This is a genomic window from Synechococcus sp. CB0101, assembly GCF_000179235.2.
GTDB lineage: Bacteria > Cyanobacteriota > Cyanobacteriia > PCC-6307 > Cyanobiaceae > Vulcanococcus.
Window position 1 is genome coordinate 1,443,140 of sequence record NZ_CP039373.1, and the last position, 14,392, is coordinate 1,457,531.

14 protein-coding genes are annotated in these 14,392 nt (G+C 64.8%); 6 read left to right on the top strand and 8 right to left on the bottom strand.

From position 1 onward, the window contains the following. Positions 1–34: 34 nt before the first annotated feature. The 5 genes from CB0101_RS07800 to CB0101_RS07820 are packed head-to-tail and all read left to right on the top strand — an operon-like array spanning position 35 to position 5,196. A complete protein-coding gene (locus tag CB0101_RS07800) occupies positions 35–1,690 on the top strand; it encodes a CTP synthase (RefSeq protein ID WP_010305835.1) in 1,656 nt (551 codons plus the stop codon). Then, the gene (locus tag CB0101_RS07805; RefSeq protein ID WP_010305838.1) at positions 1,687–2,337 is read left to right on the top strand and encodes a 7-carboxy-7-deazaguanine synthase QueE; all 651 of its coding nucleotides are present in this window, start codon (positions 1,687–1,689) and stop codon (positions 2,335–2,337) included. The genes CB0101_RS07800 and CB0101_RS07805 overlap by 4 nt, the downstream gene beginning before the upstream one ends. 47 nt (positions 2,338–2,384) lie before the next feature. After that, positions 2,385–3,062 carry a 7-cyano-7-deazaguanine synthase QueC gene (queC, locus tag CB0101_RS07810; protein WP_010305843.1) on the top strand — a complete coding sequence of 226 codons (678 nt, stop codon included), beginning with the start codon at positions 2,385–2,387 and terminating at the stop codon, positions 3,060–3,062. Next, positions 3,062–4,384: an anthranilate synthase component I family protein gene (locus tag CB0101_RS07815; protein ID WP_010305846.1), complete on the top strand. Its 1,323-nt coding sequence runs from the start codon at positions 3,062–3,064 to the stop codon at positions 4,382–4,384. The genes queC and CB0101_RS07815 overlap by 1 nt, the downstream gene beginning before the upstream one ends. Further along, positions 4,381–5,196 carry an aminotransferase class IV gene (locus CB0101_RS07820; RefSeq protein WP_010305850.1) on the top strand — a complete coding sequence of 272 codons (816 nt, stop codon included), beginning with the start codon at positions 4,381–4,383 and terminating at the stop codon, positions 5,194–5,196. The genes CB0101_RS07815 and CB0101_RS07820 overlap by 4 nt, the downstream gene beginning before the upstream one ends. Before the next feature lie 16 nt (positions 5,197–5,212). On the opposite strand, the gene CB0101_RS07825 is transcribed toward CB0101_RS07820, so the two are convergent. After that, entirely contained in the window at positions 5,213–5,695 is a 483-nt protein-coding gene (locus CB0101_RS07825; protein ID WP_010305853.1) for a hypothetical protein, read from the bottom strand. Positions 5,696–5,767: 72 nt separating this feature from the next. On the opposite strand from CB0101_RS07825, the gene CB0101_RS07830 reads away from it, so the two are divergent. Beyond that, complete coding sequence (locus tag CB0101_RS07830) at positions 5,768–7,363, top strand: APC family permease (protein ID WP_136644043.1); 1,596 nt, start codon at positions 5,768–5,770, stop codon at positions 7,361–7,363. Here CB0101_RS07830 and urtE read toward each other — a convergent pair. From urtE to CB0101_RS07865, 7 genes are all read right to left on the bottom strand, one after another. Then, positions 7,353–8,060 (bottom strand): urea ABC transporter ATP-binding subunit UrtE, encoded by a 708-nt coding sequence (urtE, locus tag CB0101_RS07835; RefSeq protein WP_010305860.1) that lies wholly within the window; start codon positions 8,058–8,060, stop codon positions 7,353–7,355. The two genes, CB0101_RS07830 and urtE, sit on opposite strands and share 11 nt — an antisense overlap. Next, positions 8,057–8,809 (bottom strand): urea ABC transporter ATP-binding protein UrtD, encoded by a 753-nt coding sequence (gene urtD, locus CB0101_RS07840; protein WP_010305863.1) that lies wholly within the window; start codon positions 8,807–8,809, stop codon positions 8,057–8,059. The genes urtE and urtD overlap by 4 nt, the downstream gene beginning before the upstream one ends. Before the next feature lie 32 nt (positions 8,810–8,841). Beyond that, a complete protein-coding gene (urtC, locus tag CB0101_RS07845; protein WP_010305868.1) occupies positions 8,842–9,996 on the bottom strand; it encodes an urea ABC transporter permease subunit UrtC in 1,155 nt (384 codons plus the stop codon). A 3-nt stretch (positions 9,997–9,999) separates the two neighbouring features. Beyond that, positions 10,000–11,157 carry an urea ABC transporter permease subunit UrtB gene (gene urtB / locus CB0101_RS07850; RefSeq protein WP_010305872.1) on the bottom strand — a complete coding sequence of 386 codons (1,158 nt, stop codon included), beginning with the start codon at positions 11,155–11,157 and terminating at the stop codon, positions 10,000–10,002. 125 nt (positions 11,158–11,282) lie between these two features. Then, a complete protein-coding gene (urtA, locus tag CB0101_RS07855; protein ID WP_371413556.1) occupies positions 11,283–12,575 on the bottom strand; it encodes an urea ABC transporter substrate-binding protein in 1,293 nt (430 codons plus the stop codon). A gap of 181 nt (positions 12,576–12,756) precedes the next feature. Further along, entirely contained in the window at positions 12,757–13,362 is a 606-nt protein-coding gene (gene ureG / locus CB0101_RS07860) for an urease accessory protein UreG (protein WP_010305881.1), read from the bottom strand. Then, the gene (locus CB0101_RS07865; protein WP_010305885.1) at positions 13,362–14,372 is read right to left on the bottom strand and encodes an ABC transporter substrate-binding protein; all 1,011 of its coding nucleotides are present in this window, start codon (positions 14,370–14,372) and stop codon (positions 13,362–13,364) included. Before CB0101_RS07865 ends, ureG begins: the two co-directional genes overlap by 1 nt. Positions 14,373–14,392: the final 20 nt, after the last annotated feature.

Consider the following 14,392-nt stretch of genomic DNA (forward strand, 5'->3'; position numbering starts at 1 on the left):
CCGGCCGGTAAATTGAAGGGTCGCTACGGATGCCATGGCCAAATTCGTCTTCGTGACCGGTGGCGTGGTATCCAGCATCGGCAAGGGGATCGTGGCCGCCAGCCTGGGGCGCCTGCTCAAGAGCCGGGGCTACAGCGTTTCGATCCTCAAGCTGGATCCGTATCTGAACGTGGACCCGGGCACGATGAGCCCGTTCCAGCACGGTGAGGTGTTCGTCACCGAAGACGGTGCCGAGACCGACCTCGACCTGGGCCACTACGAACGCTTCACCGACACGGCCATGTCGCGCCTCAACAGCGTGACCACCGGCTCGATCTACCAATCGGTGATCAACAAGGAACGCCGCGGCGACTACAACGGCGGCACCGTGCAGGTGATTCCCCACATCACCGGCGAGATCCGCGAGCGCATCCACCGGGTGGCCGCCAACAGCGGTGCCGATGTGGTGATCACCGAGATCGGCGGCACGGTGGGCGACATCGAGTCGCTGCCCTTCCTCGAAGCCATCCGCGAATTCCGGGGGGATGTGGGCCGCAACGACCTGGCCTACGTGCACGTGACCCTGCTGCCCTACATCGGCACCTCAGGCGAACTCAAAACCAAGCCCACCCAGCACTCGGTGAAGGAGCTGCGCTCGATCGGCATCCAGCCCGATGTGCTGGTGTGCCGCAGCGACCGGCCGATCAGCGAAGACCTCAAGGGCAAGATCGGCGGCTTCTGCGGTGTGCCCCGCCGCGCCGTGATCCCGGCCCTCGATGCCGACAGCATCTACGCCGTGCCGATCACCCTCGAGCAGGAGGGCCTCTGCCGCGAGGTGCTCGATCTGCTGGGCCTGGCCGACCACGACAGCGACATGGCCCGCTGGGCCGAGATGGTGGCCAAGCTGCGCAACCCCGGCCCCTCGGTGAAGGTGGCGCTGGTGGGCAAATACGTGCAGCTCAACGACGCCTATCTCTCGGTGGTGGAGGCGCTGCGCCATGCCTGCATCGACCTCGGGGCCGGCCTGGATCTGCACTGGATCTGCGCCGAACAGATTGAAGAGCAGGGCGCCGATGTGCTGCTGCGGGGCATGGACGCCGTGGTGGTGCCGGGCGGCTTCGGCAACCGCGGCGTTGACGGCAAGGTGGCCGCGATCCGCTGGGCGCGCGAACAGCGGGTGCCCTTCCTGGGGCTCTGCCTGGGCATGCAGTGCGCCGTGATCGAGTGGGCCCGCAACCAGGCGGGCCTCACAGGCGCCACCAGTGCCGAACTCGATGCCGAGACGGCCCACCCCGTGATCCACCTGCTGCCCGAGCAGCAGGACGTGGTGGACCTAGGCGGCACGATGCGCCTGGGCGTCTATCCCTGCCGCCTGACCCCCGGCACCATGGCCCACGAGCTCTACGGCAATGAGGTGGTGTACGAGCGCCACCGCCACCGCTACGAGTTCAACAACGCCTACCGCAACCTGTTCCTCGAATCGGGCTACGAGATCAGCGGCACCTCCCCCGACGGCCGCCTGGTGGAACTGATCGAACTGAAGGACCACCCCTTCTTCACCGCCTGCCAGTACCACCCCGAATTCCTGTCGCGCCCCGGCCGGCCCCATCCCCTCTTCCGCGGCCTGATCGCAGCGGCGCAGCAGCGGCTGCCCGGCAGCCCAAGCGAAGCCCTCGGCCGCAACCTGCCCGCCGCCACACCAGCGGCATGAGTGCAGCGGCGTTTGGCCCTGGGCTCGCCCTGCCGGTGGTGGAAACCTTCCATTCCCTGCAGGGCGAGGGACTCCACAGCGGCCGCAGCGCCTGGTTCATCCGCCTGGGAGGCTGCAGCGTGGGTTGCAGCTGGTGCGATACCAAGCACTCCTGGCCACAAGACGTGCATCCCCTGCAGTCGCTCGAGGCCTTGCAACAGGAAGCCCAAAGCGCCGTTGCGAACGGCGCTGCCTTCGTGGTGATCACCGGCGGCGAACCGCTGGAGCACCATCTCGCTCCCCTCTGTGAGGCGCTTCAGCCTTTCGGGGTTCCCCTGCACCTGGAAACCAGCGGGGTCGGCGCCTTCACGGGCGCTTTCGCTTGGATCACCCTCTCCCCCAAGCCACACCGGCCTCCCACACCAGAGGTGCTGGCGGCCTGCCATGAGCTGAAGGTGGTGGTGCACGAGGCCGCTGATCTGGCCTTCGCCGAAGCGATGGCTGCAGCCTCCCTCAACGGGCGCAACAACGATCAGCCCGCACCCGCGCTGCTGCTGCAACCCGGCTGGCAGAGCACCACAGGCCAACAACTGGCCATCGACTATGTGCGCAGCCACCCCAGCTGGCGCCTGAGCCTGCAAAGCCACAAGTGGCTGGGGGTGCGCTGAGGGTGCGGGCCGCTCGGCAGTATGGATTCGGCGCCTGATCCCCAACTTTGTCCACCGCCATTGCCCTGCTCTCCGGCGGTCTCGACTCCGCCACCGCTGCCGCCCTCGCCCTCGAAGACGGGCAGCGGGTGATCGGCCTCTCCTTTGATTACGGCCAACGGCACCGACGCGAACTCGAAGCCGCCGCTCGGATCGCCGCGCAGCTCGGGCTGGCGGAGCACCACACCATCAGCGTGAACCTGGCGGCCTGGGGCGGCTCGGCCCTCACCGACAGCCGCATGGCCGTACCCAGCGATGGGGTGCAAGCCGATGTGATCCCCAGCACCTACGTGCCGGGCCGTAACACGGTGTTCATCGCCATTGGCCTGAGCCTGGCGGAGGCCCGCGGCGCCGAACGGCTGGTGCTGGGCGTGAATGCCGTGGATTACTCCGGCTATCCCGACTGCCGGCCCGATTACCTCGACGCCTTTCAGCGGCTGGCGGATCTGGCCAGCAAGGCCGGCCGCGAAGGGCACGGCAGCCGCCTCTGGGCACCGCTGGTGACCTGGAGCAAAACCAAGATCGTGCAGGAGGCCCTGCGGCTGGGCGTGCCCATCGCCGACACCTGGAGTTGCTACAGCGGCGGCGAGCAGCCCTGCGGTGTGTGCGACAGCTGCCGGATCCGCGATGCCGCCCTGATCGACGCGGGCCGGCCCGATTTGGCCAGCTCGGCGGCCCAGCGGTGATGCAGGGCAGCACACGCTGGCCGGTGGCCTGGCGTTCACCGGCCACCCTGGCGCCCTTGCTGGCGGAGCACTGGGGTCACGCCGGGCTGATCTGGCTCGACGGCGACGGCACCGACCTGGGGCGCTGGGCCACCTTGGCCGTTGATCCGGTTGAGCAGCGCTGCTGCCGCGGACTGCCCGGCATGGAGAGTGCGCAGGATCCGTTTGCGGCCTTGGCTGATCTGGGGCCGGGCCACTGGTGTGGCTGGCTCAGCTACGAGGCCGCCGCCTGGGTGGAGCCCGGCAACCCCTGGAAGGCCGATTCGATGGCCAGCCTCTGGATTGCCCGCCACGATCCAGTGCTGCGCTTCGATCTGAACGAGCATCAGCTCTGGCTCGAAGGCCAAGATCCCGAGCGACTGCAAGCGATGGCCAGTTGGCTGGAGGGCCTGCCGGAAGACGCCTCGGCTGGTGAGCTCACGGCTCCAGCCGTGGCACCCGAGCACTGGCACTGGCACACCAATCCCCAGGCGTTCAGCCGTGGCGTGGAACAAATCCGCGAGCTGATCGCCTGCGGTGATCTGTTTCAAGCCAATCTCACGGCCTGCTGCAGCACGCAACTGCCCGCCGTTGGCCCTCTCACAGGCTTGGCCCTGTTTCAGCGATTGCGCCGGCGATGCCCCGCCCCTTTTGCCGGCTTGGTGGTGGCCTCCGGCGCGGCCCAGGGTGAGGCGGTGATTTCCGCCTCACCCGAGCGCTTCCTGCAGGTGAGCCCCGAGGGGGTCGTGGAAACCCGGCCGATCAAGGGCACCCGGCCCAGGCACCACCATCCGCAGCTGGATGCCGATGCGGCGGCCGAGCTGGTATGCAGCGGCAAAGACCGGGCGGAGAACGTGATGATCGTCGATCTGTTGCGCAACGACCTGGGCCGCTCCTGCGTGCCGGGCTCGATCCATGTGCCGCAGCTGGTGGGCCTCGAGAGCTATGCCCAGGTGCACCACCTCACCTCGGTGGTGTGCGGGCAATTGCGACCCGATCGAAGCTGGGTGGATCTCCTGCGGGCGGGATGGCCGGGGGGCTCGATCAGCGGAGCTCCGAAATTGCGGGCCTGCCAACGGCTGGCAGAACTGGAACCCGTAGCCCGAGGCCCCTACTGCGGCTCACTGATCCGCCGCGACTTTGACGGCAGCGTGGACAGCAGCATCCTGATCCGCACCTTGCTGCTGCAAGCGAATGCCCTGCGCGGCCACGCCGGCTGCGGCATCGTGGCCGACTCCGACCCCAGCGCCGAAGCCAGTGAGCTGGGTTGGAAGCTCAACCCCCTGCTGGAGGCCTTGGCATGAGCCCCCGGAGCATCGCCTGGTTCGACGGCCAGTGGGGCGAGCCGCAGCAGCTGGGCCTGCCCTTGAGCGATCGCGGCCTGCAACTGGCCGATGGGCTCTTTGAAACGGTTCTCGTTCTGGATGGTCGCCCGCAACTGCTGGAAGCTCACCTCCAGCGCTGGCACCAGAGCGCAGCGCTGCTCTCCATGGCGCCCCCGCCAGACGCCGGCACCCTCGAGCCGTTGATCCACGAAGCCGTGGCGCGCGCAGGGCTCGAGCACGGCAGCGGCGCGCTCCGGCTCAACTGGAGCCGGGGCGACAGCGCCGGACGCGGCATTGCCGTGCCTGAAACCCACAGGCCACATCGGTTCTGGCTGCAGCTCAGCGCGCACACACCAAGCTTCAGCCCGCAATCGGCGATCGTGAGCCGTCAAGAGCGGCGCAACAGCTCCAGCCTGCTGAGCCGTTGCAAGACCTTCGCCTACGGCCAGGCGATTCAGGCGCGCCTCGAAGCCCAGCGCGCTGGCGCCGATGAGGCCCTACTGCTGGCCAGCGGCGGCGAGCTCTGCTGCGCCACCACCGCCAACCTGTTGATTCAGCGCCAGGGCCATTGGCTCACACCAGCCTTGAGCAGCGGCTGCCTGCCGGGCGTGATGCGCGCCCGGCTGATCGAGCAAGGCATGGCCCAAGAGGCCGATCTCACTCCACAACCGCAGAGCGGCGACAGCTGGCTTCTGATCAACAGCCTGGGCTGCCGCCCCCTGAGCAGCGTGGATGGAATTCCCTTGAAGCTCCACCGCAACGCCGAGGCCTTGTGGCGGAGCTTGCTTTAGGGGTTGAGGGCCAGGCTCAGTTACAGCCCTGCACGGAGATGCGGTAGGTGAAACCGGTGGCGGCCTGATCAGCAGTGGCACCGATCTTGAAGTTCACCTGGCTCACGGTTTTGCCGGGAACCGCCTGCACATCCCACTGACGGCCAGTGCCAACCCCGGGAGTCAGGGAATCGTTGATCACCTGCAGGTTGGAGCCATCGGTGAACTTGAGATAACCCTGAATCGGATAGGTCGCACTCACCGAGGAATTGGCGGTGAAGAACAGCTTGTAGGAGCTGTAGGGCTGGGTCACGAAGAAATCCGTGTTCCAGTTGGGGCGGGTGAAGGGCAGCGGATTACCGGGGCTAATCGTCTTGGTCACGATGTCGGTGACACCGTTACCGCCCACGGGAGCCAGGAACTGGCAGCTCTGGGCAGAGGCAGGAGCAGCCGCAGTGAGAAGGCAGCCACTGGCGCAGACCACGGCAGCGCGGGTAAGGGAGCGCAGGGATACCGACATAGACGTGTTGATCAACATCAATCCCGATTGTGCACTCGATCTCGCACAGTGGGACCAGCTGCCGATCGATTATTGACGTCCACCCGAGCGCCATCCCCACAGCCTGAGGCGCTACGCCGCAGCCTCGGATTGCGCAGCCTCACCCTGGCGGTGATCACCAGCACCATCGGCTCCGGCTGGTTGTTCGCACCGCTCTATGCCGCGCGCTTCGCTGGGCCCGCCAGCCTGCTGGCCTGGGTGGCCGGTGGCGTGATGGCCTTTGGCCTGGCCTTGGTGTTTGCCGAGCTGGGCTCCCTGGTGCCGAGCTCGGGCGCGCTCGCTCAGATCCCCCTCCTCAGTCATGGACGTTGGGCTGGCTTCATCGGCGGCTGGTGCGCCTGGATCGCCTATCTCACCCTGCCCACGATTGAAGTGCTGGCGATGGTGCAATACGTGGCCAGCAGCCTGCCCTGGCTCACCGCCGATGGGGGCCAGGGGCAAGTGCTCAGCGGCGCGGGGCTGGGGGTCGCCATGGTGTTGCTGGTGTTGATGGCCTGGATCAACCTGGCTGGCGTGAGCTGGCTGGCCCGCTGGATCGATGGCCTGACCAGTTGGAAGCTGGTGGTGCCGCTTCTGGTGTCGCTGAGCCTGATGCTCACGGCGGGCCATTGGAGCAATCTCGGGCTCCACGACGCAGGTCAGGGAGCCGATCTGGCCGGAGTGGTAAGTGCCATCGGCGGCGGCGGCATCCTGTTCAGCCTGTTGGGGTTTCGCACCGCCATGGATCTGGCGGGCGAAGCCCGCAACCCCCAGCGCAACGTGCCCCTGGCCATGGCCCTGGGACTGGGCGTATCGCTGGCGATTTATCTGCTGCTGCAACTGAGTTTTCTGGTAGCGGTGCCGCCGCAGGCCCTCAGCCAAGGATGGGCGGCGCTTCAGCTCAGCAACCATGGCGGCCCACTGGTGGCCATCGCCATGGGCCTGGGCATGGGTTGGGTTGTCACCTTGCTGCTCAGTGATGCCGTGATCTCACCAGGCGCCACGGCCATGACCTACATGGGGGTGTCAGCCCGCGTGGCCTGGATGATGGGCCGCCTGGGGCTGCTCCCCGAAGCCATGGGCCGGCTCAACCGCCAGGCAGTACCGGCCATCGCCCTGCTCTGGAGCCTGGCGATCGGCGTGGTGATGCTGCTGGGGGGACCGAGCTGGCAGCGGGTGGTGAGCTTCCTCACGGCCACGCTGGTGATCGCTCTGGCCGTCGGGCCGGTGAGCTTGCTGGCGCTGCGCCAGCAACTGCCCGCAGCACCGCGCGCCTTCCGCCTGCCCATGGCGAAGCTGCTCTGTCCGCTCACCTTTGTGGCCGCCAGTTGGGCCGTGCTGTGGTGCGGCCGCAGCGCCCTGGAGGGCGCCGTAACCCTGGTGGTGCTGCCAGCGCTGCTGTTTGGCCTGCTGCAGCGCCAGCGTGGCCAGAGCCTGAACGCCGGCTGCGGCAGCTGGTGGTTTGTGTATCTGGGGGGTTTGGTGCTGATCGCGGAGATCAGCGGCCCGCAACGGCTCCTGCCCGGAGGCGATGCCAGCCAGCTGCTGATCACCGCCCTGTTTGCCCTGGTGATCTTCCCCATCGCGGTGGGCACGCGGCTGCCCCGGGCCTCGAGCGAGGCCCAGGTTGCCGTGGAGCTCACACTGTGAGGAAACGATCCACCACGTCTTTGCTGAGCTCACTGGTGGGGCCACTGGCCACAATCCCGCCACGCTGCATGGCGTAGTAGCGATCGGCCTGCCGCACGAAGTGCAGGTGCTGCTCCACCAGCAACACGCTGATCCCGGTGGCATCGATGATCCGACGCACCGCCCGCTCGATGTCGAGCACCACCGACGGCTGAATGCCTTCCGTGGGCTCATCGAGCAGCAGCAGCTTGGGTTTACCGAGCAAGGCCCGAGCAATCGCCAACTGCTGCTGTTGGCCACCCGAGAGATCCCCGCCGCGGCGGGCGAGGAACTTCTCCAGGATCGGGAATAGCTCAAACACCAGCGGATCGATATGGCGGTTCTTGGCCAAACCGCCCGGCAGCGCCTCGAGGCCAAGCAACAGGTTTTCTCGCACCGTGAGCTGAGGGATGATCTCGCGGCCCTGGGGCACATACCCCACCCCAACCCGCGCCCGGGCGTGGGGTGGCAGGCCGGTGAGGCCGCGCCCCTCGAGCTGCAGACCACCACTGCGTTGCTGCAGCAAGCCGATCACCGTTTTCAGCAGGGTGGTTTTACCCACCCCGTTTCGGCCGATCAGACAGACCATCTCGCCGGGAGCGACGTTGAGGTCAACGTCGCGAAGAATATGGCTCTCGCCGTAATAGACGTTGAGGCCGCGGATATCGAGCAAGGTCACGCCACATCCTCCTGAGTGTCACTGCCGAGATACACCTCAATCACCCGTGGATCGTTCTGCACCTGATCCATCGATCCCTCACAAAGCACATGCCCCTCATGCAGCACCGTGACCGGTGCTTGCAGATCGCGGATGAACTCCATGTCGTGCTCGATCACCAGCACGGTGTGATCCCCGGCTAACTGCTTGAGCAGATCCGCGGTGCGAGCGGTTTCCTCGTCGGTGAGACCGGCCACCGGTTCATCCACCAGCAGCAGCTCTGGATCCTGGGCGACGAGCATCGCGATCTCCAGCCACTGCTTCTGCCCGTGGGATAACCCACCGGCCGGTTGCTGCGCCTGGCGCTCGAGGCCCACCACCGAAAGGAGATGCTGCACCCGATCGCGCTGGTCGCTGCTCAGAGAACCGAACAACAGTGCGGCGGGGCCGTGGGGTCCGCGCACAGCCAGCTCGAGATTGCGCCGCGGTGTGAGGTTCTGATACACGCGAGGTGTCTGGAACTTGCGGCCAATCCCCAGCCGTGAGATGTGATGCTCGCTGCGGCCCACGATCGAGCGACCGCGGAACACCACATCACCGCGGGTGGGTTTCACCTTGCCGGTGATCACATCGAGGAATGTGGTTTTGCCGGCGCCATTGGGACCAATCACGGCCCGCAGTTCACCTGGAGCGAGCTGAAGGTTGAGGTCATTGAGGGCGAGAAAGCCGTCGAAGCTGACGGTGACGCCCTGCAGTTCAAGCAGATTCATGGATGACGGATGGGTGCTTGGAGTGCTGGTCATCAACCGTTGCCCCCACCGCGACCGTCCAACTGCTCTTGCTCCGCGGCGACCTGGGGATCGAGATCCAGGGCGGGATAGGTGGCTGTGCGCGGCGGCCAACCCACCATGGCGATCAGGCGACCGGGGCCGCCCTGACGCCACCAACCCACCAGGCCATCGGGCAGGGCGAGCACCACCAGCAGGAACAAACCACCCTGGATGAACAGCCAGGTTTCCGGCAGCGCTTCGCTCACCAGGCTCTTGGCGTAGTTGATCAGCACCGCACCAAGAACGGCGCCGATCAAGGTGCCGCGGCCGCCCACAGCCACCCAGATCACCATCTCAATCGAGAAGGGAACGGCCATGTATTGCGGCGAGACGATGCCGGATTGCACCGTGTAGAGCGCACCACTGATGCCCGCCAGAGCGCCCGCCACAGCGAACACCACCGTCTTGTAGGCCGTGGGGTTGTAGCCGGTGAAGCGCAAACGCGGTTCATCGTCACGGATCGCGATCAGGGCATCACCGAAGCGGCCATGGGTGAGCCAGCGGCAGAGCAGAAAGGCCAGCACCGTGATCACCACGGTGAGCCAGAACAGGTTGCGCTGCATCCCATCGCTACCGATCAGCTCGCCAAACACACGCGCTGTCGAGGTTTTGAGCCCATTGGTGCCATTGATCAACTTCTGCTGGCCGTTGAAGAAGTTGAAAAACACCAACAGAGCCGCCTGGGTGAGGATCGAGAAATAGACCCCCTTGATCCGGTTGCGGAACACCAGATAACCCACCAGTCCCGCCACCACAGCAGGAATCACCCAGATGGCCACAAGGGTGAAAAGCGGTGAGTTGAAGGGCTGCCAAAACGCCGGCAAACTCTTCACCCCATAGAGCGAGAAGAATTCAGGCAGCTCACCGGGCTTGAGCTCATTGAGCTGCAGATACATCGCCAGGGCGTAGCCGCCCAGGGCAAAGAAGATGCCCTGCCCCAAGCTGAGCATGCCGGTGTAGCCCCAGATGAGGTCGACACCCAGAGCCACGATGCCCAGGGACAGAAATCGGCCCAACAGATTCAACCGGAACGGCGGCAACACCACCGGCAACACCAGGGCACCCACCACGATCAGCACCCAGGGGAGCCAGCGGCGCAGGTTGCGCGAGGAAAGAAGATCTGCCATCGATCAGGCCTCCACCATGCGGCCTTTCTGCGGGAACAAACCAGCCGGTCTGATCTGCAGGAACACCACAATCAAGGCGAACACCAGCACTTTTGCCATCGACGTGGTGGCGAAAAAGGTGATCACGGTGTTGAGCCCCTCGGGCATACCAGGCCACACCAAAAGCAGTGAACCGGAACCCACCACATAACTGATCACACCAATGCCCAACGCGGCCAACACGGTGCCCGCTAGCTTGCCCACGCCGCCAAGCACCACCACCATGAAGCAGTCCACGATGTAGTTCCCGCCGAGGTTCGGGCCCACCGAACCCAGCAGCGTGACGGCGACACCAGCCACACCAGCGAGGCCGGAGCCGATCAAGAACGTCAGCGCATCCACCTTTTCCGTGGGAATACCCAGGCAATCACTCATGGTGCGGTTTTGCGTGACCGCACGAATGCGCATCCCCCAAACACTCTTCTGCAGGAACCAGTTCACCAGCACCAGAGCCACAACCGTGAGAACGATGATGAACAAACGGGCAGCCGGCATATTCACGGCACCCACATCAATCGAACCGCGCAGCCATACCGGAGCGGTGACATCAATGTTGCGGGCGCTGAACCAGGGCTGATCGAACACCCGCTGCTCACCCAGCAAGGAAGCAAGTACCACGCCCACCAGGGCGGTCACCACCCAGCTACCTGTCCCCAATAAGGGGGTCCAGCGTTGCTGCCACCAAGCTTTCGGCGTGAAGCGGGGCACCATCAGGCCAGCCACAACAGCCACCACCAGGCCAATCGCAAAGGCGCTCGACACCGAACGCACAAACTGCTGCAGGATCAGACTCACCCCCCAGGTCGCCAACAGCGTTTCCAGCGGACGGCCGTAAAGCCGTCGAATCACCGTTTTCTCCAGCAGCAAGCCCGCCAGACCACTCACCAAAAAGGCCAGGGGCAAAGCCACCAGGATGTAGATCGGGAACAAGGCGTCGGGCAGCACCGCCTTGAAGATGTTCTGCACCACGAAGGTGGTGTAGGCACCGAGCATCATCAACTCGCCGTGGGCCATGTTGATGACACCCATCAAGCCAAACACCACAGCCAGTCCCAGTGCTGCAAGCACCAGAACCGAGCCGATGGCCAGGCCGTTGAAGAGTGTGTCGTAGAGAAGATCCATCGCGACCAGCAGGGGGCTCAGGCAAAGGGAAAAGCGAAAGAAGAGGAAGAAAAAAGGGGGAGATTGCTCTCCCCCAATCCCTCAGTCGATGCGGAAGGCGAAGCCGGCAGGCGACGCCCCTTCGATCACATCTTGTACTTGCCAGCGTCAGGGCGATCCTGGGTCCAATCGCAGGTGTAACCCTTGGTTTCGGGCACGTACTGGTTCCAGGCCACAGGCTTCACGAAGCCTTTGTTCTCAAGGATCTTGAACATGCCGTCCTTCTGCACCTCGCCGATCAGCACAAGCTTCTCAACGTGGTGGTTGGGCTGCACGGTCACCTTGCCTTCGGGAGCATCGAAGCTCACGCCGATCAGGGCTTCACGCACCTTGTTGTCGTCGACGCTGTTGGCCTTCTCAGCGGCAGCAGCCCACAAATACACCATCATGTAGGCGGCTTCAGCGGGGTCGTTGGTGACGCGCTGGTCGCCGTACTTGGCCTTGAAGTTCTTGGTGAACTCCTTGGAGGCAGGCGTATCGAGGCTCTGGAAGAAGTTCCAGGCGGCGTAGGTACCTTCGAGGTACTCAGGACCGATGGCAGCGATCTCCTCTTCGGCGATCGAGAAGCTCATGATCGAGTAGCCGTTGGCCGGGGTGATACCGGCAGCCTTCATCTGCTTGAAGAAGGCCACGTTGCTGTCGCCGTTGAGGGTGTTCACGATCACACCACCCTTGGGCATCGCCTGCTTGATCTTGGCGATGATCGGCGCCACTTCGGTGTTACCCAGGGGCAGGTAGTCCTCACCCACCACCTTGCCACCATTGGCCTTGAGCTGCTCCTTCATGATGGTGTTGGCGGTACGTGGATACACGTAGTCCGAACCAACGAGGAAGAATTCCTTGCCCTTGTTCTGCAGCAGCCAATCCACCGCAGGCTCAGCCTGCTGGTTGGGAGCAGCACCGCTGTAGAAGATGTTCTTGGAGCACTCCTGACCTTCGTACTGAATCGGGTAGAAGAGGAAGTGATCCTTGGCCTCGAAGACCGGCAGCATCGCCTTGCGGCTAGCGGAGGTCCAACCGCCAAAGACAACAGCAACCTTGTCTTGATCGATCAGCTTGGTGGCCTTCTCCGCGAAGGTGGGCCAATCCGAAGCGCCGTCCTCTTCAACGGGAACGATCTTCAGCTTCTTGCCGTCGATGGTGATGCCGCCTTTAGCGTTGATCTCATCGATCGCCATCAGCTCGGCTTCGGCCACCGTGTTTTCGGAGATGGCCATGGTGCCGGAACGGCTGTGAAGGATGCCCACCTTCACTTCACCGTCGAACTCACCACCGGCCTGATCACCGCCACCACAAGCCACCAGGGTGAGAGAGGTGGCCAGAGCCGTGGCACCGCCCAGCAGACGCAGCGAAGTCTTTCGCATCGAAGGGGAGGTCATGTAAGGAAAGTCACAAAAGAGCTGCCGCCAGTCAGCGGTGAGCGGAACGTATCGGCGTGAGCAGTCCGCCTTTGGTATCCGATCGCACGGTTTGGCAAACCGATGAGACTCAAGGCCTCACAAGGGATCTCGAGCGGGTTAAGGAACGATTGCGTCTGTGTCCGTTGCTACGAACAGAGCTTCAGCTGGGGAGTTGCTGCAGCACAAACGCTTCCACCTGTTCGAGCCCTTCACCCGAGTGGAGGTTGGTGAAACACCAGGGACGCCCGGGCCGCATCCGTTCGGTGTCGCGCTCCATCACCTCCAGGCTGGCGCCCACCATCGGCGCCAGATCGATCTTGTTGATCACCAACAGATCAGAGCGGGTGATGCCAGGCCCGCCCTTACGGGGGATCTTGTCGCCGGCGGCCACATCAATCACATAGATGCAGAGATCCACCAGCTCCGGGCTGAAGCTGGCGGCCAGGTTGTCGCCACCGCTCTCCACCAGCACCAAATCCAAGCCGGGATAGGCCGCCTCCAGATCGGCCACCGCCGCACGATTGATCGAGCAGTCCTCACGGATGGCGGTGTGGGGACAGCCCCCGGTTTCCACGCCGCGAATTCTCCCCGGCTCCAGCGCCCCGGCACGGGTGAGGAACTGAGCGTCTTCCTGGGTATAGATGTCGTTGGTGACCACCGCCAGCTGCAATCGATCCCGCAGCCGGCGACAGAGCGCCTCCACCAGAGCGGTTTTGCCCGACCCCACCGGACCAGCCACTCCGACCCGCAAACGACTGGCTGTCATCAGCGCACCACCCGATCAGCTCGTTGCAGCAAATCCTCCGGCACGGTGACGCCAATCGCCTGGGCGGTGGCCAGGCTCACCAACAGATCGGTGCTGGTGAGCGGTTGAAAGGCCATCTGCGCCGGCGATTCGCCCTGCAACACGCGCACGGCGAGCCGGCCCGCCGCCATGCCGTCGTCGCGGTAATTCCAGCCAATCACCGCCAGACAACCCGGCAGCTGGATATCGGGTGGATCCACGGAGTACACCGGAATGCGGTGCTCAAGGCCCACCTTGCAGATGGCGGCGAAGGCCTCAATCGTGGCGTAATCGCCGATCTTCACGAACGCCTCCACCTGCTGCTCCACCAGCGCCTTGGCCGCCTTTGGCACCTCGCCGGCATTCCCAACCGGCTGCTCCAACACGGTGATGGCGCGCCGCGCGGCCTCCTTGCGCATCAGGGCCGCTTCAAAGCTGGAATTGGATTCAGCGGGATTGAAAATCAATCCCACCTGCTTGAGCTGCGGGTTGATCTCCCGTGCCAGATCCAGCTCCTTGCCCACCGGGTTCGTGCCCACCGTGCCCACCACGTTGGGGCGGTGCTGGCCCACGCCACCGGGTGGCGTACCGGCACCAGCGCCCCAGGGATTGGAGCAGTAACAGAACACCACTGGCGTGGTGGCCGGCATCACCTGCATCGCGGCTTGCAGCGGTGGGGTGCCCACCGCCAGCACCAAATCCACCTGGTCGCGCAGAAACTGCTGCATCACCACGGTGGTGTTGGCCGGCTGACCAGCCGCGTCGCGCCGCAGAACACTCATCGTTTCGCCCTCGCGGTATCCCGCCGCGGCCAGAGCCTGTTCAAACCCGAGGCGGGTGAGGTTGGGGGGCTGGGCATCCACCATCTGCAGCACCCCGATCAGCGGCCTAGGGCCAGTGCTGCGCTGGCCCACACCACAAGCCTTGAGCAACAACGATCCGGCCAGACCCGCCCCGCCGAGAACCAACACGCGGCGGCGCGGCAGCGTCATGTAGCCATCGCAACTTCATC

Coding starts and splice junctions, on each gene's coding strand:
- CB0101_RS07800 (WP_010305835.1), top strand. CDS start 35: ATGGCCAAATTCGTCTTCGTGACCGGTGGCGTGGTATCCAGCATCGGC.
- CB0101_RS07805 (WP_010305838.1), top strand. CDS start 1,687: ATGAGTGCAGCGGCGTTTGGCCCTGGGCTCGCCCTGCCGGTGGTGGAA.
- CB0101_RS07815 (WP_010305846.1), top strand. CDS start 3,062: ATGCAGGGCAGCACACGCTGGCCGGTGGCCTGGCGTTCACCGGCCACC.
- CB0101_RS07820 (WP_010305850.1), top strand. CDS start 4,381: ATGAGCCCCCGGAGCATCGCCTGGTTCGACGGCCAGTGGGGCGAGCCG.
- CB0101_RS07825 (WP_010305853.1), bottom strand. CDS start 5,695: ATGTCGGTATCCCTGCGCTCCCTTACCCGCGCTGCCGTGGTCTGCGCC.
- urtD (WP_010305863.1), bottom strand. CDS start 8,809: ATGAATCTGCTTGAACTGCAGGGCGTCACCGTCAGCTTCGACGGCTTT.
- urtC (WP_010305868.1), bottom strand. CDS start 9,996: ATGGCAGATCTTCTTTCCTCGCGCAACCTGCGCCGCTGGCTCCCCTGG.
- urtB (WP_010305872.1), bottom strand. CDS start 11,157: ATGGATCTTCTCTACGACACACTCTTCAACGGCCTGGCCATCGGCTCG.
- urtA (WP_371413556.1), bottom strand. CDS start 12,575: ATGACCTCCCCTTCGATGCGAAAGACTTCGCTGCGTCTGCTGGGCGGT.
- ureG (WP_010305881.1), bottom strand. CDS start 13,362: ATGACAGCCAGTCGTTTGCGGGTCGGAGTGGCTGGTCCGGTGGGGTCG.
- CB0101_RS07865 (WP_010305885.1), bottom strand. CDS start 14,372: ATGACGCTGCCGCGCCGCCGCGTGTTGGTTCTCGGCGGGGCGGGTCTG.